Annotated in this window: 22 protein-coding genes; 9 read left to right on the top strand and 13 right to left on the bottom strand. The window is 65.7% G+C overall.

Features of this window, described 5'->3' with window-relative positions:
• Positions 1-50: 50 nt before the first annotated feature.
• Genes hisD through JIP62_RS08170 form a run of 3 tightly spaced genes read right to left on the bottom strand, consistent with a single transcriptional unit; the run spans position 51 to position 2,581 of the window.
• The gene (gene hisD / locus JIP62_RS08180) at positions 51-1,373 is read right to left on the bottom strand and encodes a histidinol dehydrogenase (RefSeq protein WP_201101661.1); all 1,323 of its coding nucleotides are present in this window, start codon (positions 1,371-1,373) and stop codon (positions 51-53) included.
• Complete coding sequence (gene hisG, locus JIP62_RS08175) at positions 1,373-2,254, bottom strand: ATP phosphoribosyltransferase (RefSeq protein ID WP_201101659.1); 882 nt, start codon at positions 2,252-2,254, stop codon at positions 1,373-1,375. The genes hisD and hisG overlap by 1 nt, the downstream gene beginning before the upstream one ends.
• A 6-nt stretch (positions 2,255-2,260) precedes the next feature.
• A complete protein-coding gene (locus JIP62_RS08170; protein WP_201101657.1) occupies positions 2,261-2,581 on the bottom strand; it encodes a YerC/YecD family TrpR-related protein in 321 nt (106 codons plus the stop codon).
• A 160-nt stretch (positions 2,582-2,741) separates the two neighbouring features.
• Here JIP62_RS08170 and JIP62_RS08165 point away from each other — a divergent pair, with 160 nt between their 5' ends.
• The 6 genes from JIP62_RS08165 to JIP62_RS08140 all read left to right on the top strand — a co-directional run bounded on the left by JIP62_RS08165 (position 2,742) and on the right by JIP62_RS08140 (position 8,938).
• Positions 2,742-4,133: a circularly permuted type 2 ATP-grasp protein gene (locus JIP62_RS08165; RefSeq protein WP_230974694.1), complete on the top strand. Its 1,392-nt coding sequence runs from the start codon at positions 2,742-2,744 to the stop codon at positions 4,131-4,133.
• A 12-nt stretch (positions 4,134-4,145) separates the two neighbouring features.
• Positions 4,146-5,087 carry an alpha-E domain-containing protein gene (locus JIP62_RS08160; RefSeq protein ID WP_201101654.1) on the top strand — a complete coding sequence of 314 codons (942 nt, stop codon included), beginning with the start codon at positions 4,146-4,148 and terminating at the stop codon, positions 5,085-5,087.
• Between the two features lies 1 nt (position 5,088).
• Positions 5,089-5,931: a transglutaminase family protein gene (locus JIP62_RS08155; RefSeq protein WP_201101652.1), complete on the top strand. Its 843-nt coding sequence runs from the start codon at positions 5,089-5,091 to the stop codon at positions 5,929-5,931.
• Positions 5,932-6,010: 79 nt separating this feature from the next.
• Positions 6,011-6,757: a peptidase gene (locus JIP62_RS08150; protein ID WP_230974693.1), complete on the top strand. Its 747-nt coding sequence runs from the start codon at positions 6,011-6,013 to the stop codon at positions 6,755-6,757.
• Positions 6,758-6,827: 70 nt separating this feature from the next.
• On the top strand, positions 6,828-8,012 hold the full coding sequence (locus tag JIP62_RS08145; protein ID WP_201101648.1) for an acyltransferase family protein: 1,185 nt from the start codon (positions 6,828-6,830) through the stop codon (positions 8,010-8,012).
• A 152-nt stretch (positions 8,013-8,164) separates the two neighbouring features.
• Positions 8,165-8,938, top strand: coding sequence for a transglutaminase-like domain-containing protein (locus JIP62_RS08140; protein ID WP_201101647.1), 774 nt, complete (start codon positions 8,165-8,167; stop codon positions 8,936-8,938).
• Between the two features lie 8 nt (positions 8,939-8,946).
• Here JIP62_RS08140 and JIP62_RS08135 read toward each other — a convergent pair whose 3' ends face one another.
• Together JIP62_RS08135 and rpmB are read right to left on the bottom strand one after the other, a co-directional pair.
• Positions 8,947-10,689 carry a M1 family metallopeptidase gene (locus JIP62_RS08135; RefSeq protein ID WP_201101645.1) on the bottom strand — a complete coding sequence of 581 codons (1,743 nt, stop codon included), beginning with the start codon at positions 10,687-10,689 and terminating at the stop codon, positions 8,947-8,949.
• 118 nt (positions 10,690-10,807) lie between these two features.
• The gene (rpmB, locus tag JIP62_RS08130; RefSeq protein WP_201101643.1) at positions 10,808-11,107 is read right to left on the bottom strand and encodes a 50S ribosomal protein L28; all 300 of its coding nucleotides are present in this window, start codon (positions 11,105-11,107) and stop codon (positions 10,808-10,810) included.
• 239 nt (positions 11,108-11,346) lie between these two features.
• Between rpmB and JIP62_RS08125 the strand changes: the two genes are divergently transcribed.
• Positions 11,347-11,829, top strand: a complete 483-nt coding sequence (locus tag JIP62_RS08125; protein WP_201101641.1) for a DUF3617 domain-containing protein — start codon at positions 11,347-11,349, stop codon at positions 11,827-11,829.
• 90 nt (positions 11,830-11,919) lie between these two features.
• Here JIP62_RS08125 and JIP62_RS08120 read toward each other — a convergent pair whose 3' ends face one another.
• Together JIP62_RS08120 and fdxA are read right to left on the bottom strand one after the other, a co-directional pair.
• Entirely contained in the window at positions 11,920-12,480 is a 561-nt protein-coding gene (locus JIP62_RS08120; RefSeq protein WP_201101639.1) for a CarD family transcriptional regulator, read from the bottom strand.
• Positions 12,481-12,777: 297 nt separating this feature from the next.
• Positions 12,778-13,119, bottom strand: a complete 342-nt coding sequence (gene fdxA / locus JIP62_RS08115) for a ferredoxin FdxA (RefSeq protein WP_201101637.1) — start codon at positions 13,117-13,119, stop codon at positions 12,778-12,780.
• Between the two features lie 178 nt (positions 13,120-13,297).
• Between fdxA and JIP62_RS08110 the strand changes: the two genes are divergently transcribed.
• Positions 13,298-13,918, top strand: coding sequence for a YceI family protein (locus JIP62_RS08110; protein ID WP_201101636.1), 621 nt, complete (start codon positions 13,298-13,300; stop codon positions 13,916-13,918).
• Positions 13,919-13,980: 62 nt separating this feature from the next.
• On the opposite strand, the gene JIP62_RS08105 is transcribed toward JIP62_RS08110, so the two are convergent.
• The gene (locus JIP62_RS08105) at positions 13,981-14,259 is read right to left on the bottom strand and encodes an RNA-binding S4 domain-containing protein (protein ID WP_201101635.1); all 279 of its coding nucleotides are present in this window, start codon (positions 14,257-14,259) and stop codon (positions 13,981-13,983) included.
• A 100-nt stretch (positions 14,260-14,359) separates the two neighbouring features.
• Between JIP62_RS08105 and katG the strand changes: the two genes are divergently transcribed.
• Positions 14,360-16,606: a catalase/peroxidase HPI gene (gene katG / locus JIP62_RS08100; RefSeq protein WP_201101634.1), complete on the top strand. Its 2,247-nt coding sequence runs from the start codon at positions 14,360-14,362 to the stop codon at positions 16,604-16,606.
• A 95-nt stretch (positions 16,607-16,701) separates the two neighbouring features.
• Here the strand turns inward: katG and arsH are convergent, their stop codons facing one another.
• From arsH to JIP62_RS08075, 5 genes are all read right to left on the bottom strand, one after another.
• A complete protein-coding gene (gene arsH, locus JIP62_RS08095; protein ID WP_201101629.1) occupies positions 16,702-17,445 on the bottom strand; it encodes an arsenical resistance protein ArsH in 744 nt (247 codons plus the stop codon).
• Positions 17,445-18,533: an ACR3 family arsenite efflux transporter gene (gene arsB, locus JIP62_RS08090; protein WP_201101622.1), complete on the bottom strand. Its 1,089-nt coding sequence runs from the start codon at positions 18,531-18,533 to the stop codon at positions 17,445-17,447. Before arsB ends, arsH begins: the two co-directional genes overlap by 1 nt.
• A complete protein-coding gene (gene arsC / locus JIP62_RS08085; protein ID WP_201101617.1) occupies positions 18,533-18,955 on the bottom strand; it encodes an arsenate reductase (glutaredoxin) in 423 nt (140 codons plus the stop codon). The genes arsB and arsC overlap by 1 nt, the downstream gene beginning before the upstream one ends.
• A gap of 7 nt (positions 18,956-18,962) precedes the next feature.
• The gene (locus JIP62_RS08080) at positions 18,963-19,262 is read right to left on the bottom strand and encodes an ArsR/SmtB family transcription factor (RefSeq protein WP_330999920.1); all 300 of its coding nucleotides are present in this window, start codon (positions 19,260-19,262) and stop codon (positions 18,963-18,965) included.
• Positions 19,263-19,370: 108 nt separating this feature from the next.
• A complete protein-coding gene (locus JIP62_RS08075; RefSeq protein ID WP_201101615.1) occupies positions 19,371-20,969 on the bottom strand; it encodes a sensor histidine kinase in 1,599 nt (532 codons plus the stop codon).
• Positions 20,970-21,018: the final 49 nt, after the last annotated feature.

The raw sequence follows: 21,018 nt of genomic DNA, 5'->3' as shown, positions 1-21,018 counted from the left end.
TCCTCCGCCACGGCGCGAAGCGAAACGGGGCAGGATTTGCTGCACCTCCATCACGATCCACTCCTCAAGTCCGCAGACCGCGCATGCGCTTCCAGGCCTTCCAGCCGGGCCAGGCGGGCGGCGACGGGGGCCAGGGCGGCGGCTCCGGCCTGGGTCACCGTCTGGACCGACATGGAGGTCATGAAACTGGCCGTCGTGATGCCCCCCAGGGTGCGTGCCCCGCCGTCGGTCGGCAGGACGTGGCTGGGCCCGGCGGCATAGTCGCCCAGGGTCTCGGCCGCCCATCCGCCGACGAAGACCGCACCGGCGGCGGTGATCTGCTCGACCATTTCCTCCGGGTCGCGGGTCTGGATCGACAGGTGCTCGGGGCCATACAGATTGGAGACGGCGCAGGCCTCTTCCCGGTCGCGGACCAGCACGATCCTCGCTTCGGACAGAGAGGCGCGGGCGACCTCGGCGCGAGGCAGGCTGGGCAGCTGGCGCTCCACCTCCTCGAGAATGCCGGCCACCGCCGTGCGACTGTCGCTGACCAGGATGACCTGGGCATCGGCGTCGTGCTCGGCCTGACTCAGCAGGTCGGCGGCAGCGATCTCGAAATCCGTGTCGCGGTCGGCGATGACCAGCAGTTCGGACGGTCCCGCCGGCATGTCCTGCGCCGGGCCGCCGGGCAGGGCCGAAGCCTGGCGCTTGGCCTCGGCGACATAGGCATTGCCGGGGCCGAACAGTTTGTCGCACGGCGCAATCTCGCCGTCCTCCAGCACCGCTCCGAAGGTCAGGGCAGCGATCGCCTGGGCCCCACCCAGCAGCCAGATTTCCTCCAGTCCGGCCTCGGCTGCGGCCAGGATCATGGCCGGGTGGACACTGCCGTCAGGCCGGGGCGGGGTGACCGCCACCCTTCGGCCCACGCCGGCGACCTCTGCCGGGATGGCCAGCATCAGCAGGGACGAGAACAGCGGCGCGGTTCCGCCCGGGACATAGAGTCCGGCCGCCCCGATCGGACGCCAGACCAGGCGCGAGAGCACGCCGGGCGTCGTCTCGATGAAGGGCGAATCCTCGGGGCGCGTGGCCTGGTGGAACACCCGAACGTTTTCGGCGGCGATGCGGATGGCGCGGGTATCGGCGGGAGGAAGGGTGTCCCGCGCCTTGGCCACGGCCTCTTCGGTGACGGCGACACGGCGGGGCGGGGCCTTGTCCAGCCGGACAGCCCAGTCGGTGACGGCCTGTCCACCGCGCGTGCGGACGTCATCGAAGATTTCGCGCACGACGCTGCTGACGCTGTCGTCGCTGCGCCGGGTGGGGCGGGCCAGGGCGGCTCTGCGTCCCGCCTCGTACAGGGCGGACCAGTCGATGCGGTTCCAGTTCAGATCGGCCATCACATCATCTTCTCGATTGGGAGGACGAGGATGGCCGAAGCGCCCGCCGCCTTCAGTTTTTCCAGAGTTTCCCAGAAAACCGCCTCCTGACAGACCGCGTGGACGGCCACGGCGTCGTCGCGGCCCATCAGCGGCATGACGGTGGGCGATCCGGCGCCGGGCAGGATGGCGGTGATCTGGTCCAGGGCGCTTCGGGGCGCATTCAGCATCACGTATTTGGCCCCCTGGGAGGACACCACGCCGCTGATCCGCTCGACAATGCTTTCCAGCAGGTGCGCCAGGGCGGGCTCGGGCCCGGACGGCGAACGGATCAGCACCGCTTGGCTTTCGAACACCGTCTCCTTGGCATCCAGGCCGTTGGCCTCCAGCGTGGCCCCGGTCGAGACCAGGTCACAGATGGCGGAAGCGAGCTTCAGCCGGGGGGCCACCTCGACCGCACCGCGCATGACTACGATGTCGGCGGCCACGCCCTGCTGGTCCAGGTAGCGGCGAAGGATCCGCGGATAGGAAGTGGCGATCCGCTTGCCGTCCAGGGAGGCAGGGCCAGCATAGTCCAGCGTCGGCGGCACAGCCAGTTTCAGCGTGCAGCGCCCAAAGCCCAGCGGCATGACCACCTCGGCGTTGGTACCGCCGTTCTTGCCTTCCTCCAGTACATTCTCGCCGACGATGCCCAGGTCGCAGACTCCATCGGCGACAAAGGTGGGAATGTCGTCATCGCGGACGCGCAGCAGGTCGATCGGATAGTTCTCGACCCGATACAGCAGGTCGTTGTTGCCCTTGATGACCCGCAGGCCCGCATCGCGGACCAGATCGAGGCTGCGGTCGGCCAGGCGGCCGGATTTCTGGACGGCGATACGCAGTCGCCCCTGAACGGTACTCATGGAAAATCAGGCTTTCGTTTTCAGGCGGTCCAGGACGAGGCGATAGCCATTGTTGTCCATGTCCTTGAGGAAGCGGGCGACGCGGACGACCGTGGTGGGGCTGGCCCCGGCCTCCAGAGCGATCTCGCGATAGGAGTGCTGGCGCTGGTCCAGCAGTCGGGCCACGGCCCATCGTTCGGCAAAGGCACGCAGCTCGGCCGGGGTGCACAGATCAGCCAGAAAGGCCTCCGCCTCCTGAGGTGTCTCCAGGCACAGCAGGGCGTCGTACAGGGCTTGCCTGTCGTCGGAGACCTGACGGGTCGTCTGGCGGGGGAGGGGATCGGTCATCGCGGTGTTCCACTATGCTGTAACGCTGGAACGGTCAAGCGAAGAGATCGTTCGGCACCGCAACATTTCTGTTGCCTGATCGTCACCCGTCGTTTCAAGCTGCCCGAACGACACAGGGCACGACTGGGGTTTGCACATCACGTTCGACGAGATGTCAGGAATGGGCGCGGGCGAGGTCCGCGAAAGCTATCGGACGCTGGACCGATGGCTGAAGGCTGCGCCTGCGGATCTGCTGTCATCGCGCTCTCGCCAGGCCGAGCTGTTCTTTCGGCGGATGGGTGTCACCTTTGCCGTCTATGGCGATGCGGAATCCAACGAGCGGCTGATCCCGTTCGATGTCGTGCCCCGCATCATCGCGGCCAATGAGTGGCGTCTTCTGGAACGCGGCCTGAAGCAGCGGGTCGGGGCGCTGAATGCCTTTCTGAAGGATATCTATGGACCTCAGGAATGTATCCGCGCCGGCGTCATCCCGGCCGACATCGTCCTGACCAATCCGCAATACCGCCCCGAGATGCAGGGTCGCCGTCCCCCGGGGGATGTCTGGTGCCACATCGCCGGCATCGATCTGGTCCGCACGGGCGAGGATGGTTTTCAGGTCCTGGAAGACAATGCGCGCACGCCCTCCGGCGTCTCCTACATGCTGGAGAACCGCGAGATGATGATGCGGCTGTTCCCCGACCTGTTCGCCGAGCATCGCATCCACCCGGTCGATACCTATACCGACACCCTTCTGCGGACGCTGCAGTCGGGCGCGCCGGGCAGTGCCGGTGACGATCCCCGGATCGTGGTTCTGACCCCCGGTCCGTTCAACTCTGCCTATTACGAGCATTCCTTCCTGGCGGACAAACTGGGTGTGGAACTGGTCGAGGGGACGGATCTGTTCGTCAATGACGACACCGTCTTCATGCGCACGACCGAAGGTCCCCAGAAGGTCGATGTCATCTATCGCCGCATCGACGACGATTTCATCGATCCCCTGACCTTCCGCCCGGATTCGGCGGTGGGGGTCCCTGGACTGATGGCGGCCTATCTGGCGGGCAATGTCACCCTGGCCAATGCGGTGGGCACAGGGGTCGCGGACGACAAATGCGTCTACACCTACATGCCCGAGATCGTGCGTTTCTTCACCGGCGAGGAGCCGATCCTGAAGAACATCCCGACCTGGCGCTGTCGCGAGCCGGAAGCGTTGAAGGAGGTTCTGGGGCAACTGGACCAACTGGTGGTCAAGGAGGTCGGGGGATCGGGCGGCTATGGCATGCTGGTGGGACCGGCGGCGACCAAGGCCGAGATCGAGACCTTCCGCGCCAAGCTGATCGCGCACCCCGAGGAGTTCATCGCCCAGCCGACGCTCAGCCTGTCGACCGCCCCCACGCTGGACGGCGGCACTCTGCAGCCCCGGCATGTCGATCTGCGCCCGTTCGTTCTGACAAGCCCGGCAGGCGTGCGGGTGACGCCCGGCGGCCTGACGCGCGTCGCCTTGAAGGCTGGGTCCCTGGTGGTCAACTCCAGCCAGGGCGGGGGCACGAAGGACACCTGGGTGCTGGATGACTGAGGTGGCTGTCTGATGCTCTCGCGTACCGCCGACAGCCTGTACTGGACGGGTCGCTATATGGAGCGTGCCGACTTTGTCGCGCGCATCCTGGAGGCAGCCCTGCGTCTGGCGACCTTGCCAGCGGGCGAGGACGCGGCGGCTTCCGCCTGGGCCGGTGCCCTGGCCTCTGCCGGGGCGGGCGGTGCCTTTGCCGCATCCGGGCGGGGCCGACCGACCGAGGCGTCGGTGCGGGAGTATCTGGCGTTCTCGCCCGACAACGGATCGTCGATTCAGGCCTGCCTGATCAAGGCGCGGACCAATGCGCGGTCTGTCCGCACCGCTCTCACGGTCGAGTTGTGGGAAGCCATCAACGGGGCCTGGAACGGCCTGGCCGACTTCGGCAAGCCGGGCAAGCGCGACGACTTCGTGCGCTTCCTGGAGTGGGTCAAGGGGGTCTCCCTGGCCGTCGAGGGGGCCTCGTCGCGGACCATGCTGCGTAACGACGCCTACTGGTTCCTGCGCCTGGGGGCGGCGATCGAGCGGGCCGACAATACGGCGCGGCTGCTGGACGTGAAATATCACCTGCTGCTGCCGCCCGGCGAACGGGTGGGCGGCCAGCTGGACTATTTCCAGTGGACCACCCTGCTGCGCGAGGTGTCGGCGCTGACGGCCTATCGCTGGGTGTATCGGGAATCGGTGCGGCCCTGGCTGGTGGCCGATCTGCTGGTGCTGAACCGGCAGATGCCGCGCTCACTGGCCAGCTGTCAGGGGATGATCGTCAGCTATCTGGAACGGCTGGCGGCCGACTACAACCGGCGCGGACCGGCTCAGCGATTGGCATCGAGCCGCCTGACCGAGTTCAACGAGGCGCGGATCGAAGACATCTTCCAATCGGGTCTGCACGAGTACATCCAGAAATTCCTAAAGGAAAACAACGCCCTGGCTGCCGCCGTCCACGACCAGTATCTGGTGTAGCGTGCGCATCCGGATCGATCACGCCACGCGATACGACTATGCCCATCCGGCACGGTTCATCATTCAGTCGCTGCGGCTGACGCCGCGCTCGACCGACGGACAACAGGTCCGCGACTGGCGCATAGAGACCGATGTGGACGCCCGGCTGCGTCGATCCGAGGACGGCTTCGGCAATATCGTCCATAATCTTTATACGGAATCGCCCGCCGCTGCCCTGACCATTCGGGTGACGGGCGAGGTCGTCACCGCCGATACGGGCGGGGTCCTGCGCGGGGTTCGAGAGCGGCTTTCGCCTCTGGTCTTCCTGCGCGAAACGCCCCTGACCCAGGCCGACGAGGCCCTGCGTGACTTTGCCGTCGCCGCAGCGGGCCAGGGGACATCTCTGGACCGGCTGCACCGGTTGATGGGCGCGATCGGCGAGCGGGTCATGTTCGAGATCGGTGCCACCGATTCCAGCCACACGGCGGCCAGGGCCTTTGCCCTGGGACGGGGCGTCTGCCAGGACCATGCCCAGATCTTCATCGCCTGCGCCCGTCTGATCGGCGTCCCGGCGCGCTATGTCTCGGGGCACCTGTGGCGATCGGACGGTCAGGAAAACCAGGACGCCGGACATGCCTGGGCCGAAGCCTATGTCGAGAATCTGGGTTGGGTCGGCTTCGATCCGGCCAATGGCGTCTCTCCGACCGAGGCCTATGTCCGTATCGCGACGGGGCCGGACTATCTGGGTGCCGCTCCGATCAGGGGCACCAGCTATGGCGGCGGCCGCGAGAGTCTGTCGGTCCGGCTTGTCGTGCGCCGAATGCAACAGACTCAGCAGCAACAGCAGAGAATGGGATGGTCGTGATCGCCATGACGCTCGAATCTGCTAGCGTCGCGTGTCGTCTGGGGGACGGAGGTCGGGTGACTTGACCTATTGCGTAGGCATGCTGGTGAATGACGGTCTGGCGATGATTGCCGACACGCGCACCAATGCGGGCGTGGACAACATCTCGTCCTACAAAAAGCTGCATGTGACCGAGGTGCCGGGCGACCGGGTCATTGCCATCGCTACGGCCGGGAACCTGTCGGTCACCCAGATGGCGCTGTCGATGGTGGCCAAGGGCGTGCAGATGCCGGGCAGCGACACCGTCGAAACGCTGCATACCGCCCCCACCATGTTCCGCGCGGCGCAACTGGTCGGTCATGCGCTGGCCCAGGTGCGCCACGACCTGCTGCCCTCACTGGAAGCCGACAGCCTGAAACTCAGCGCCAGCATGCTGATGGGAGGCCAGGTCCAGGGCGGCAAGCTGCGGCTGTACCTGATCTACGCCCAGGGCAATTTCATCGAATGCGGGGCGGATACGCCGTATCTTCAGATCGGTGAGCTGAAATACGGCAAGCCCATCCTGGACCGCGCCCTGCGGCCCGAAACGCCCATGGCCGAGGCCGTCAAGCTGGGCCTGATCTCGTTCGATTCAACCATCCGGTCCAATATCGCGGTCGGGCCCCCGTTCGACATGATCGTCATCCCGCGCGACGGCCTTTGCGGTCAGCAGCGCCGGATCGAGGCCGACGACCCCTATTTCCGCGAGCTGGGACGCCGCTGGTCCGAGGCTCTGGCCGAAGCCCACCGCGCCATGCCACCCCCGCCCTGGCTGCAAGGCCGAAGCCCGGTGACGGCTGTCGCCTGATTCCACCGCTTGGTAGGCGCTTGCGCCCGGACCAGCCTTGGCGCTATCGCGGAGACGGGGGACAAGCGACATGGCTGAGACGCAGGTGGGTGCGAACGCGGATGCCGACGGCAGCCATCGCAGAGGCGTGGTGGGCCTGGATATTATCCGTTTCGCCGCCGCCTTCATGGTCATGGTCTATCACCTGGCCTATCTCAGCTGGGCCAAGTCCGATTCCACGTCCGGCCTCCTGATTGACGGGCTCCGGTTCGAGGCCGCAGCGCCGGTAACGGCATTCGGCTGGGTCGGCGTCGAGATTTTCTTTGTGCTCTCTGGTCTCGTCATCGCCTATTCGGCGGACGGATCGAGCCCATTCTCCTTTGCAAGATCACGGTTGGTGCGCCTTTATCCGGGCGCTTGGATCTGCGCCTCCATCAGCGCCTGTGCCCTTGCTGTTGCGGGCCTCTATGGGTTGAACGAGCTGGTGGTCCGCTATGTTCGGACGATGATCTTGATACCGACGGGACCGTGGGTGGATGGCGTCTACTGGACGCTCGGGGTCGAGATGGCGTTTTACGCCGTAGTTCTCGTGACGCTCTGTGCCAACGGGTTTCGATCGGCGCACCGGCTCTTCTATGCTCTAGCCGCTATCAGCGCTGCGTACTGGGTCGCGTGGCTGGTCTGGCCGCAGGCCGTCGAGGGCGTGCCCACGCTGATCAGCCGGCTTGGTCTTTTCGAGCACGGCGTGTTCTTCGCGATCGGCGGGATGATGTGGATGTGGGTCCGTCGCGGTGTCCTGACACCGGTTCATGCCGCCATGTTGGTCGTGGCGGTACTGGCAGGGCTGATCGAAATCTACAGGGTCGGCCTGGAGCGTCAGGTGTATGAAATGGCGTCTCCGCCCTTCGTCGCCATGGCCGTCTGGCTTGTCTCGATCACCCTGATGATCGGGTCCCTGCGTTATAATGATCTGATCTGGACACCTCGGCGTGCTGATCTGAGCCGGGCCATCGGGCTGGCGACCTATCCGCTTTATCTGCTGCATTCGGTCGTCGGAGCCTTGCTGATGCAGGCCTTGGCTCCCTGGCCCGTTGCGGCGCTCATGGCCGGCATGATCGGTGTCACCCTGCTCTCCTTTGCGATCTGTCTGGCTCCTGAGAAGAGTCTCCAAAAAGCATTTCGACGGCTGGTCGACCTGTTGGGAGCCAGAATTCAGGGCCTTTCGCCGGCGATGTTTCGCCGAACGGACCGGTTTCTGGTGCCGCCCGCAGGGTAGCAACAGATTTGGTGCGTCTCATTTCGGACGCGACGCTGGCCTAAGCGCGCGAGGCGGGAGCCGAAAGGGTCGCGGGGCGTTGCCCATCGCGCAGCCGGTTCATCGCATTCCGACTTGATCTTCTTCCTGTCCCTCACGCCCTCTGGTGCCGATTGAAACTCCGCGTCCGCAGCGACCTCGTCTATCAATTCGGTCCCGAGACCGATGCCATCTTCCAGATCCAGGCCGCGCACTGGCCGGGACAGTCGATGCTGGACGAGCGGATCGTCACCACCCCGCCGGTGGTCTTCAAGGAAGACGTCAGCCCGTTCGGCTATCGCACCTTGCGCGCGCGTCTGACGGGAGAGGTAGCCCTGACCTATGAGGCGACGGTCGACAACGGCACCTTGATCGGCCTGCCGCCGGGGGCCTCTCAACATGACTGGACCGACCTGCCGGCCGAGGCCCTGACCTTCCTGTGGCCCAGCCGCTATTGCCCCTCGGATCAGTTCGGCCGGTTCGTCGAGCGCCAGTTCGGCGCCAGCCGCGGGGGAGAGCGGGTCCTGGCCATCCTGGACTGGATCAGCGAGCACATCGACTATACCCACGGCGTGTCGAATGCCGGGACGACCGCTGTTCATACCTTCATCGACCGGGCCGGTGTCTGCCGCGATTTCACGCATCTGGGCGTCACCCTCTGCCGGGCCTCAGGAATCCCTGCCCGTGCGGTGAGCGCCTATTCCTTCGGCCTCAATCCGCCGGATTTCCACGCCGTGTTCGAGGTCTTCCTGTCCGACGGCTGGTGGCTGGTCGATCCGACCCGGCTGGCAAAAATCCAGGGACTGGTCCGCATTGCCTGTGGACGCGACGCAGCCGACATCGCCTTCCTGTCGACGGGCGGAGCCTGCCAGATGGTGCGCCAGAAGGTGACGGTCGCCGAGGTCTGACGTCAGCCTCAGCGCCGCGCGCGGGCGCGCTGTTCCTCGACCCAGGCGTTATAGGCGTCAACGGCGTCCAGGCGGCGCAGCACCTTGTTCATCGGGTCGATCAGGACATGCGCATCCGCCGGGACGGACAGGGTGCCGCGGTTATCGGTCATGGCGAGCGTCGTGACCTGGCCGTCGACTTCGACCTCGATCGGCATGGGGAAGGGACCGCCATTGCCCGTCACCCATTCCAGCGCCAGCACATCCCCTTGCCGCGTCGTCTTCAGGTCCGGCAGGGCCGCCTGATATAGATAGGCGTCGAAGAACCAGCTCATTTCCCGCCCCGTCACCTGCTCCACGATGGTGACGAAATCCTGGGTCGTGGCAAAGCGCGGCTCGAAATTGCCCGGCTGGGGGTCGGGCCGTCCATAGACCAGCCGCCGCGTCGCCTCATAGAAGGCGGCGTCCCCGATCAGCAGCCGCAGCGTGTGCAGGATCTGCGAGCCCTTGTAATAGATGTCGTTTCCGGGCCCGACGTCTCCTTCATAGACCTGCTCCTCGGTCAGGGGACGACCGGAGACGACGGGGTAGCGGTTGACCAGGGCCGTCCGCTGTTCATTCATCGTCGCCTGAAAGTTCCGCTCGCCGTTCAGGTAGCGCGTGTAGAGCGGCTGCATATAGGTGCCGAACCCTTCGTGCAGCCACATGTCGTCCCAGGAGACATTGGTCATCTGGTTGCCGAACCATTCGTGCGCCAGCTCATGGTGCAGCAGCCAGTCGTAGCCGGTGTCGTCCTTCTTGTAGCCGTTGCCATAGGCGTTGATCGTCTGGTGCTCCATGCCCAGGTGCGGCGTCTCGACGACCCCCATCTTCTCGTCGGCAAAGGGGAAGGGGCCGATGACCCGCTCATAGAATTCCAGCTGCTGGCTGAACTCGGCGAACAGACCGGCGGCACGGGCCGGATCGGCGCTGTCCAAATGCCAGAAATGCAGGGGGATGGTGTTGCCGAACCGGCTCTCATAGGTGCCGGTCAGCTCGACATAGGGGCCGACGGTCAGGGCGATGGCATAGTTGTTCGGATCGCGCGCGGTCCAGTTCCAGGTCGTCCAGCCGTCGCCGTGATCCTGCTTGCCCAGGAACCGGCCGTTGGACGGCGCCGAAAGGTCCGAGGGCACGGTGATGTGCAGATCGACCCGTCCAGGCTCGGACATGGGATGGTCGATACAGGGCCAGAACAGGTCGCAGCCATCGCCCTGGACCGCCGTGGCGATCCAGGGCTTTCCTCCTGGCGCGCGGGACCAGACGAAGCCGCCGTCCCACGGGGCGTTCACGGCGACGCGCGGGGCCCCCGAATAGGCGATGCGCAGCCGGGTCGTTTCTTCTGCTGCCAGCGGCCGGGCCAGGGGGATGGTCATCCGGCCCTCGGGATTGGTCCAGGTCCCGGCGGGCACTTCGACGCCATCGACCGACACGGAGGCCACGTCGAAGACGGTGTCCAGCTCGACCACCAGCCGGTCCAAAGGAGCCTCGGCGGTGAAGGTCAGGGTCGCCACACCTTCGATCGTGCGGGTCTGCGGCATGACCTTGATCGACAGATCCGCCACATCGAACCGCATGGCCAGCTGCTCGGGCGTGCGCGGATGGCCGGTGTCCAGGGTCCATTCGGTAGAGGTCCGTCCACCGGTCGTCTGGGCCTGCGTCGCCTCGGCCGCCGTCAGGGCAACCGTCATGGCGCTGGCCGCCATCAGGACGAGACGAAGGGGAGACGCCATGCCGGAAACCTCGAAAAGACGGACTACGGACAGACCCTAAAGACTGCGACCCCTCAGGCAAAGAAAAAGGCCGGTGTTGCCACCGGCCTCATGTCTTTTCATCGGTCGGATCGACCAATCAGGCGGCAGCGGCCTGTTCGGCCAGCTTGGCCTTGACCTGACGCTTGATGCGCTGGGCGGCGACCGACAGCTGCTCGTCACGAGCCTTGACGATAAAGGCGTCCAGGCCGCCCTTGTAGTCGAGGGTGCGCAGCGCGGCGTTGGAAATCCGCAGCGAATAGGTCTGGCCCAGGGCCTCAGACGCCACCTTGACCGTCTTCAGCGACGGCAGGAAGCGGCGCTTGGTCTTGATGTTCGAGTGGCTCACGCTGTGGCCGACCATGGGGCCGATCCCGGTGAGTTCGCAGCGACGCGACATCGTCAGATCCTTAAGGTCTTTGGCCCCCGCGCAAACGGTGCAGCGGAAGCATGAAACGGGTTCGTGCAGGACGGGGTCCCGCGCGAGAGGGGGCCGTATAGAGGAACCGGGGTTCCGGCGTCAAGGCCGATCCTGTTGGGACCGACAAGTGGCAATAGGCGTGGTGCCGTTCAGCCCCTGTTCAAATCCCGCCATATATCGACTGTATCTCTGACGACGAGACGAACAAAGGGGCTGCCATGTCCAAGATTGCTTCTGTCATTCCTGACCGACTGCCGCGCCTGCTGGCGTTCGGCGCTCCGCTTCTGGCCGGGGCGATGATGCTGGCGGCACCCGCCGCCTCGCCCCAGGCGCAGGCGTCCCGGACCGAGGTCCTGCCTGGATACTGGGAATATACGACCAGCGCCGTCGGCGTGCGCGACACCGAACAGAAATGTGTGCGCCCCAGCGAGATCAACCGCTTCTTCGGTGGGCTGTCGACGCGGCGGTGGTCCTGCACCTATCCGACGCGGGTCGTCGGTGGGGGCAATGCCCGGTTCGAGGGCGTCTGCACCGACCGGCGGGGTCGCCAGGTGCGTGTCCGTCTGAACGGCACCTATCAGCCCGAGAGCTTCCGCTTCACCGGCGGGGCCCAGCTCGCGCGCGGCACGCCCTATCTGCCGGCCAGCATCACGGCGCGGCGATTGAACGCGGTGTGTCCTGCCAACGCCGAGTATTTCTGAGGTCTCCTCTTCCTCCTCATGGAGGGGAGCGCGAAAGAAAAAAGGCCCCGGAGCGATCCGGGGCCTTTTGTCGTTTCTCGGGCCGATGGCTCAGGCCGCTTCGGCCTCGGCTTCGGCGTCGGCTTCAGGGGCCGCCGGCGCGACGGCCTTTTTGGCGCTCAGCGATTTGGCCAGCAGTTCGACCGCAGCCGTCTTGTCGATCCGGTTGGCGGCAGCGACTTCGCGGGCCATACGGTCCAGGGCCGATTCATACAGCTGGCGCTCCGAATAGGACTGTTCCGGCTGGCTGTCGGCACGGTGCAGGTCGCGCACAACTTCGGCGATCGAGATCAGGTCGCCGGAATTGATCTTGGCTTCGTATTCCTGGGCCCGGCGCGACCACATGGTGCGCTTGATGCGGGCGCGGCCCTTGAGCGTCGTCAGAGCCTTGGTGACCACGTCATCGGCGGCCAGGGAACGCAGACCGGCCGTCTTGGCCTTTTTGGTGGGGACGCGCAGCGTCATCTTTTCATGGTCGAAGGTCACGACATAGACCTCAAGGGACATGCCCGCGACTTCCTGCGTCTCAACGGCCGCGACCTTGCCGACACCGTGCGCCGGATAGACGACCGCGTCGCCGACCTTGAATTCCAGACCCGTCTTCGTCGTCATGTGTCATCCTTTTCCCGGCGAAAGGAAGCACCCGAGACCCGTGACGAAATTGCCTTGCCCGCCGCCGCTCTCGCGTCGGTGGAACAGGATCAGTCGTCAAAAAGGGAAACGGATCACCGAACCTCTGGCCGACCCCGGCTTCGTGGCCGGAGTTCTGTCGCAAACGCGGGCGGCGCGAAGAAATCGCGGACCGCCCGACCCAATGGAAGGAACCTATCACAAAATCGCAGAATTTCAAAACGTCCGATGCCGGACCGTCGATCCCGCGCGAACGCCTACCCGACGGGGGGTGCTGCGTCAGGAACCCTTGCCGGGCTTCTCCGAGAAGTATTTCTCGAATTTTCCGGTCTCGCGCTCGAAGGCCTCGGCGTCGGCGGGCGGTGTGCCCTTGACCGTGATGTTGGGCCATACCTTCGCATAGTCGGCATTGACCCGGAGCCATTTGCCGTCCGGCTCGTCTTCGGTGTCGGGCTTGATGGCGTCGACCGGGCACTCGGGCTCGCACACGCCGCAGTCGATGCATTCGTCCGGTGCGATGACCAGGAAGTTCTCGCCCTCATAGAAGCAGTCGACGGGGCAGACCTCGACGCAGTCCATAAACTTACATTTCACGCAGGCGTCGGTGACGATGTAGGTCATGGGCGGGCTTCGCGCATTGGGGAGGACGGGTGGCGGAAATGGCCTTCCGTCGCCCCGCTGTCAACCAAACGCGGCAGATATCGCCCCTTGTGGGCTTGGCCGGACGTGATTGCGCCCTATCTGTCGCATGTGCGATTGCAGATCGCGCGTCTGCCCTACCGTTCAATGGAGCTTTCTCATGCGTCTCATCGCCCGATCCGCCCTCATGGGGGGAATTGCCCTGTCGCTCGTGGCCGGAGGCGTCATCGCCCAGTCCGCCTTTACGCAGAATCCCGCCGAGGTTCGCGCCGGCAACTACACGCTGGATTCGGCGCACGGAAAGATCACCTATAAAATCAATCATCTGGGCTTTTCGACCTACATCGGCCAGTTCGCAGGCGTCGAGGCGAACCTGACGCTCGATCCGGCCAATCCCTCGGCTTCGACCCTGACCGCGACCGTGCCCGTCGCCGGCCATGACAATACGTCCGAGGGTCTGAAGACCCACCTGCAATCGGCCGACTTCTTCGACGCGGCCCAGTTCCCGACCATCACCTTCGTGGCGACCTCGATCACCGTCGACAGCGACGACCCGACCGAAGCCGATGTGGTCGGCAACCTCACCATCAAGGACGTCACTCGCCCGGTGACCCTGGAGGTCGAGTTCAACCAGGCGGGCGAGCAGCGCGGCCAGTACCGCGTCGGCTTCGACGGCGAGACCACGATCAAGCGCTCCGACTTCGGCATGACCTATGGTCTGCCTGCCATCGGTGACGAGGTCGAACTGCACATCGAGGGTGAGTTCGTCGCGGCTCAGTAGGTGAACAGGGGGCCTATCGCTCGCCGCGCGGCGGCTCGCTGCTTGAGCCTCGTTCTCGTGGGTTAAGCCTCGTCCAGTGGCGCATACAGGGCGCGGGCCTCTGCCGGAGGGCCGCGCCGCTCGCCCAGGGCGACGACCCGGATCGCGACGACCCGCTCGCCCACTGCGAACACCAGATCGTCGCCCGGGTGAACCGAGCGGCTGGCCTTGTCCAGCCGCACCTGAGTGCCGTGGTGGGTCAGCCGGACCCGCCCGGCCTCGACCATGCTGGCCGCCAGGGACCGCGTCTTGGCGAACCGCGCCCGCCACAGCCAAACGTCGATACGGCAGGCCTCAAGCATAGGGTGGGCTTATCGACAGCATCAAAACAATAAACTTAATTTGATGGCCAAGCTGGGTTAGAACGGAGCCCCAACCTACAACCAAGATAGGATGCCCGTCATGGATGGAAACGCCGGTGGACCCTCGCCTCTCCACGATCCCAAGAAGGAGCCGGCCGCGCTGCGGTCGCTTTTGGGCCGGACCAATCGCGACTGGTGGCCGAACCACCTTTCCGTCGACATCCTGCACCAGCAGGGCAAGACCGGCGATCCGATGGGTGACGACTTCGACTATGTCGAGGCGTTCAACAAGATCGATTACGAGGGTCTGAAGCGCGACCTGCACGCTCTGATGACCGACAGCCAGCCCTGGTGGCCGGCGGACTATGGCCACTATGGCCCCTTCTTCATTCGCATGGCCTGGCACTCGGCCGGCACCTATCGCACCGGCGACGGACGCGGCGGCGGTGGGGCCGGGCAGCAGCGGTTCGCGCCGCTGAACTCCTGGCCGGACAACGGCAACCTGGACAAGGCGCGGCGCCTGCTGTGGCCGATCAAGCAGAAATACGGGGCCAGCCTGTCCTGGGCGGACCTGATGATCCTGGCCGGCAATGTGGCCATCGAGTCGATGGGCGGGCCGGTCTTCGGCTTCGGCGGCGGCCGTGCCGACGTCTGGGAACCGGAAAAGGACGTCTACTGGGGCACCGAAGAGAAATGGGTCGGCGAGGAGGGCAATGAGACCCGCATCCAGCCCGACAAGGAAATGGTGCTGGAAGACCCGCTGGCCGCCATCCAGATGGGCCTCATCTATGTGAACCCCGAAGGTCCCGGCGGCGTGGCCGATGCCCTGCAGTCGGCGCGCGACATCCGCATCACCTTCGAGCGGATGGGCATGAACGACGTCGAGACGGCGGCGCTGACGGCCGGGGGCCATACCTTCGGCAAGGCCCACGGCGCGGGCGATGCCAAACTGGTCGGCGTCAGCCCCGAGGGCGCGGACATCGCCCAGCAGGGCCTGGGCTGGGTCTCGGGCCATGAGAGCGGCATCGGCGACCACACCATCACCTCGGGAATCGAGGGGGCCTGGACCCCCACGCCGATCACCTGGGACATGAGCTATTTCGACATGCTGCTGGACCACGACTATGAGCTGGTCCGCAGCCCGGCCGGGGCCAAGCAGTGGCAGCCGGTCGGCAATCCCGACGATACCCTGGCCCCCGCCGCCCACACGCCGGGCAAGCGGGTTCCGACCATGATGACGACCGCCGACATGGCGTTCAAATTCGACCCGGAATACCGCAAGGTCATGGAGGCCTTCCGCGCCGATCCGGCCTATTTCGCGGACCAGTTCGCCCGGGCCTGGTTCAAGCTGTGCCACCGCGACATGGGACCCAAGATCCGCTACCACGGCCCGGAAGTCCCGGCCGAGGATCTGATCTGGCAGGACCCGATTCCCGCCCACACCGGCCCCGAGCTGACCGAGGCGGATATCGCGGCGCTGAAAGGCCATATCGCCGCCTCTGGCCTGTCGGTCGCCGACCTGGTCCGCACGGCCTGGGCCTCGGCCTCCACCTGGCGCGGGTCGGACCACCGGGGCGGTGCCAATGGCGCGCGCATCCGGCTGGAGCCCCAGCGCAGCTGGGACGTCAACGAGCCTGAAAAGCTGGACCGGGTGCTCAAGGTCTATGAAGGCATCCAGGCCGCCAGCGGCCTGAACGTCTCCATCGCCGACCTGATCGTGCTGGGCGGATCGGTCGGGGTCGAACAGGCCATCAAGGCCGCCGGCCACGACATCGAAGTGCCCTTCACGCCCGGCCGCACCGACGCCAGCGCCGAACAGACCGACGCCGAAAGCTTCAAGGTGCTGGAGCCGCGCGCCGATGGCTTCCGCAACTATCTGCAGGTGCGGTTCAACGTCCCGACCGAGGAACTGCTGGTCGACCGGTCGCAGCTGCTGGGCCTGACCGCCCCGCAGATGACGGTGCTGGTCGGTGGCCTGCGGGTCCTGGGCATCAATCACAAGGACTCCAAGGACGGGGTCCTGACGAACCGTCCGGGCCAGCTGACCAACGACTTCTTCGTCAATCTGCTGGACATGGGCACGGCCTGGAAACAGGTCGACGGACACGGGGACGAAACCTTCGTCGGCACCGATCGCGACACCGGCGAGCACCGCTGGACCGCGACGCGCACCGATCTGGTGTTCGGTGCCAACTCGCAGCTGCGTGCCCTGGCCGAGGTCTATGCCAGCGCCGATGCAGGCGAGAAATTCGTGCGCGACTTCGTCAAGGCCTGGGTCCAGGTCATGGAGAATGACCGCTACGACCTGCCCAAGGCCCGTCTGCGGGCCCAGAAACTGGCCGCCTGATCCTTCAGGCCAGTCGTGAAGACGGGGCTCGGTGCATATGTGCCGGGCCCCTTTTTCGTGCCCCTGGTTCGACGTGCCTCAGACTCCGTCGGGCCTCAGGACCGGAGGGCGATGGCCGACAAATCCCGGTTGGCGTCAACCGTCTTTCCCGCCTCTTTCCGCTCTGAATACCGGTCCACCAGTTGGGGCGCATGGGGTCGGGTCAGGAGGGTGAACCGGACCAGTTCCTCCATCACATCGACGATGCGGTCGTAATAGGCGGAAGGCTTCATCCGACCTGCGTCGTCAAACTCCTGATAGGCCTTGGCGACGCTGGACTGGTTGGGGATGGTGATCATCCGCATCCAGCGGCCGAGCAGGCGCAGGGTGTTGACGGCGTTGAAGCTCTGGGAGCCGCCGGACACCTGCATAACCGCCAGGGTCCGGCCCTGGGTCGGTCGCATCCCGCCCATGTTCAGCGGCAGGTGGTCGATCTGAAGCTTCATGATGCCGGAGACCTGGCCGTGACGCTCTGGGCTGCACCAGACCATGCCCTCGGACCACATCGCGTGCTGGCGCAGTTCGTGGACGGCGGGATGGTCGTCGCCTGGGACCTGATCGGTCAGGGGCAGGTCGGACGGATCGAAGATGCGCGTCTCGCAGCCCATGAAGCGCAGCAGCCGCGCCGCCTCCTCCACGCACAGGCGCGAGTATGAGCGTTCCCGCAGCGACCCATAGAGCAGCAGAATGCGCGGCGGGTAATCATTGGGCCCGAGCCCGGTGGCAGGGCTCGAGGACAGGAAGGCGGGAGCCAGCGCCGGCAAATGGTCGGGGTCCGGCAGGGGGCGAAGTCGCTCCATCAGCAGGCGTCCTTGGCCGGTGCGGTGGCCGGGAAAAAGCGGCGGCCGAGCCACAGGGCGACCGAGACCAGAAGGATCAGTACCGGCACCTCGACCAGCGGCCCGATCACAGCGGCGAAGGCGACCGGGCTGGCCAGGCCGAAGGCGGCGATGGCGACGGCGATGGCCAGCTCGAAATTGTTGGAGGCGGCTGTAAAGGCCAGGGCTGTGGTGCGCGGATAGTCGGACTCGATCAGACGCCCCATCAGAAAGCTGACCACGAACATCACCAGGAAATAGATCGTCAGCGGGATGGCGATGCGCAGCGCATCCAGCGGCAGGGCGACGACGTCTGCGCCCTTCAGGCTGAACATCGCCAGAATGGTGAAGAGCAGAGCGATCAGGGTGATGGGGCCGATGCGGGGCAGGAACCGGCGCTCATACCAGTCGGCACCCTTGCGGGCGATTAGAGTTCGGCGCGTCAGAAAGCCACCCAGAAACGGCAGGCCGAGATAGATCAGGACCGCGCCTGCGATGGTCCAGAAGCCGACGTCGACCACGCTGCCCTCCAGCCCCAGCAGCGGCGGCAGGAAGGACAGGAAGAACCAGGCGTAGGCGCTGAAGAAAACGATCTGGAAGACCGAGTTGAAGGCGACCAATCCGGCCACATACTGGTTGTCGCCGCGCGCCAGCTGGTTCCAGACCAGCACCATGGCGATGCAGCGAGCGAGGCCGATCAGGATGACGCCGGTCATGTATTCCGGCTGATCGCGCAGGAAGATCACCGCCAGAACGAACATCAACACCGGGCCCAGCACCCAGTTCTGAAACAGCGACAGGGCCAGCACCCGCCGGTCGGCGAAGACGCGAGGCAGGGCTTCGTAGTTCACTTTTGCCAAGGGGGGATACATCATCAGGATCAGGCCGATGGCGATCGGGATGTTGGTCGACCCGACAGACAGGCTGTCGAGCCAGGCCAGCAGTCCTGGAATGATCGTGCCGAGCAGCACCCCCAGCGCCATGGCCGCGAAAATCCACAATGTCAGCCAGCGGTCGAGAAACGACAGCCGGCGCGGCGGGGCCGCAGGGGCAACCGATGTATCGACCATCAGCGGACCCGCCGACCGGTCTCGTCGACCACGACCTCACCGTCCTCCTTGACGAAGGGCTTGAGGCCTTCGGTCGGCAACAGATCCAGAACGGCTTCGGATGGGCGGCACAGCCGGACCCCCAGCGGCGAAACCACCAGCGGACGGTTCAGCAGGATCGGATGGGCCGCAATGGCGTCCAGAAGCTGATCGTCGCTCAGGGCCGGGTCATCCAGACCGAGTTCGGCATAGGGCGTGCCCTTTTCGCGCAGAAGATCGCGCAAGGGCTGGCCGGTTCGGGCGGCCAGTTCGGCGACCATGGCGCGCGTCGGCGGGGTCTTCAGATATTCGATGACGTGGGGCTCGATCCCAAGGTGGCGGATCAGCGCCAGGGTGTTGCGCGACGTGCCGCACGCCGGGTTGTGGTAGATGACGATGTCCATGGGATCCTCAGGGGCAGCAGGGCAGAATTTCGGCCAGGATGGGCGCGCATTGGTCCGCCCGACCGCCACAGCAGTCGGCCACGATGAACAGCACCAGGGCCCGCAACTGATCCATGTTGGCGCGATAGACGATGGAGCGGCCCCGTCGTTCCGACGTGACCAGCCCCGCGCGGGACAGCAGGGCCAGGTGCGCAGACATGGTATTGTCCGGAACGTCCAGGTCCCGGGCCAATGCGCCTGCGGCCAACCCCTCCGGCTCTGCCGAGATCAGGGCCCGCAAGGCGGCCAGTCGCGTCGCCTGTGACATCGCGCTCAAAGCGCGGAGAGCGGACTCGGTTTCCATATTTCCAGAAAAACAGAAATAATAGGCTGATGCAAGGGCGGGGCTGACGCCCGCGGATCTGTGCGCTTCGGGTCAGGCCGAGGGAGGGGTGTCCGCAGTCTCTGCCCGAGCGACGCGCGCGGGGACTGTGATCCGGAAGGTCGTGCCCAGGCCCTCGCGGGTGTCGTATTCGATCGTGCCGCCCATGGAGGCCACCAGGCGATCGGCCAGGGCCAGGCTCAGGCCTACGCCATCCACCGATCGGGTTGCGGAATCGTCGCCCTGGCTGAACGGCGTGAACAGGCGCGACCGGGTTTCGGGCGTCATCCCCACCCCGGTATCGGTCACGGTAAAGACCAGTCCTTCGGCGGAACTGGCCAGGTCCAGGCGGACCGAGCCGCGGCGCGTGAACTGGATCGCATTGTCGATCACGGCGTGCAGCACCTTTGACAGCCGCCTTTCGTCCCCGAGGAACAGGCCGATCGGCTGATACGCCTCGACCACGGACAGCTTCTTGGCGACGGCCTTGTCCCGCAGACCCGCCGCCACCTGGGACAGAACCGCAGCAGGATCGAAGGGCTTAGTCTCCGCCTCCGACAGGGCGCTGTCGATATGGGCCATTTCCAGAAGGCGTTCGATCATGCCGAGCAAATGTTCGCCGGACTGTTTGATAACGCCGACCTGGGCGCGTTGCGGCTCGGTCAGGTCACTCATCAGCACGATTTCCGACATGCCCAGCACGCCGTTCAGCGGGGTGCGCAGTTCGTGGCTCATATTGGCCAGGAAGCGTGACTTGACGACATTGGCCGTGTCGGCCGCCTTCAGCGCCTCGCTGAGCGCCTGCTCGCTGGCGCTCAGTCGCTGGACGTTGGCGGCAATGCGCCGCCACATCAGGGCCCCTGCGATCAGGAAGGCCAGCAGCAGGCCCGCAAAAACCGGCACCAGCGTCATCAGCACATGCTGTCCCGGCCGGGCCGGTGTCCAGGACAGGCCGGCGATGGGCGTGCCGTCATTGGCACGCAGCAGCGACAGATGGGGGGCCTCGGGGGCGGTAAGGCGGGCGTCACGCAGGCCCAGGTCGTCGGCCATGGATGTGGTCAGGGCCTGGATCGGTTTGGTCGAGACGACCAGGGCGTCCCGCGACGGCCGGGCGACCGGATCTTCCTGTTCCGGGACGATCGTGGCGACTGCGACCAGATAGAGGGTGTCATCGGCGCGCACGATGCCCGATCGGGTGGCGACGGCCTCAAAGCCGATGGCCTGTCGGCGCCGGGGATCACGGGACTGCCGGAACACCTCGGCCCGCATGGACTGGGTTGCCGCGATCAGGGCGGCCTCGCTGTCGGCCCCGACTCGCTCGCTGTCGCGCGACGCGAGCAGCAGCCGGTCGTCCGCATCGAAAACCAGGGTGACGGAGTGGTCCATATAGTCGGCGTAGTAGTCGCCGAAATTGACCTGCAACCATTCCATGTCGCCGCCCTCGATGGCGATGACGGCATCGTTCCAGATACTGGCCGAGGTGATGTCCTCGCTGATCGCCCCCAGGCTGCGGACGATCCGGCGTTCGACCAGGGCCTGCTCGTCCTTCAACGCACTTTCGTCAATCGCGCGGCTGACCAGCAACAGGGCGATGGCCATGCCGAGGCAGACGACCGCCAACACAGCGGCAGCGCCCGCCTTCATCAGGCGCATCTCGTGCTCTTGCGCTGGGCCTGCCGGGTTCATCTAAATCGTCCAAGGC

Source organism: Brevundimonas vitisensis (genome assembly GCF_016656965.1).
Taxonomy (GTDB): domain Bacteria; phylum Pseudomonadota; class Alphaproteobacteria; order Caulobacterales; family Caulobacteraceae; genus Brevundimonas; species Brevundimonas vitisensis.
This window is presented reverse-complemented; position numbering and strand designations above follow the sequence as displayed.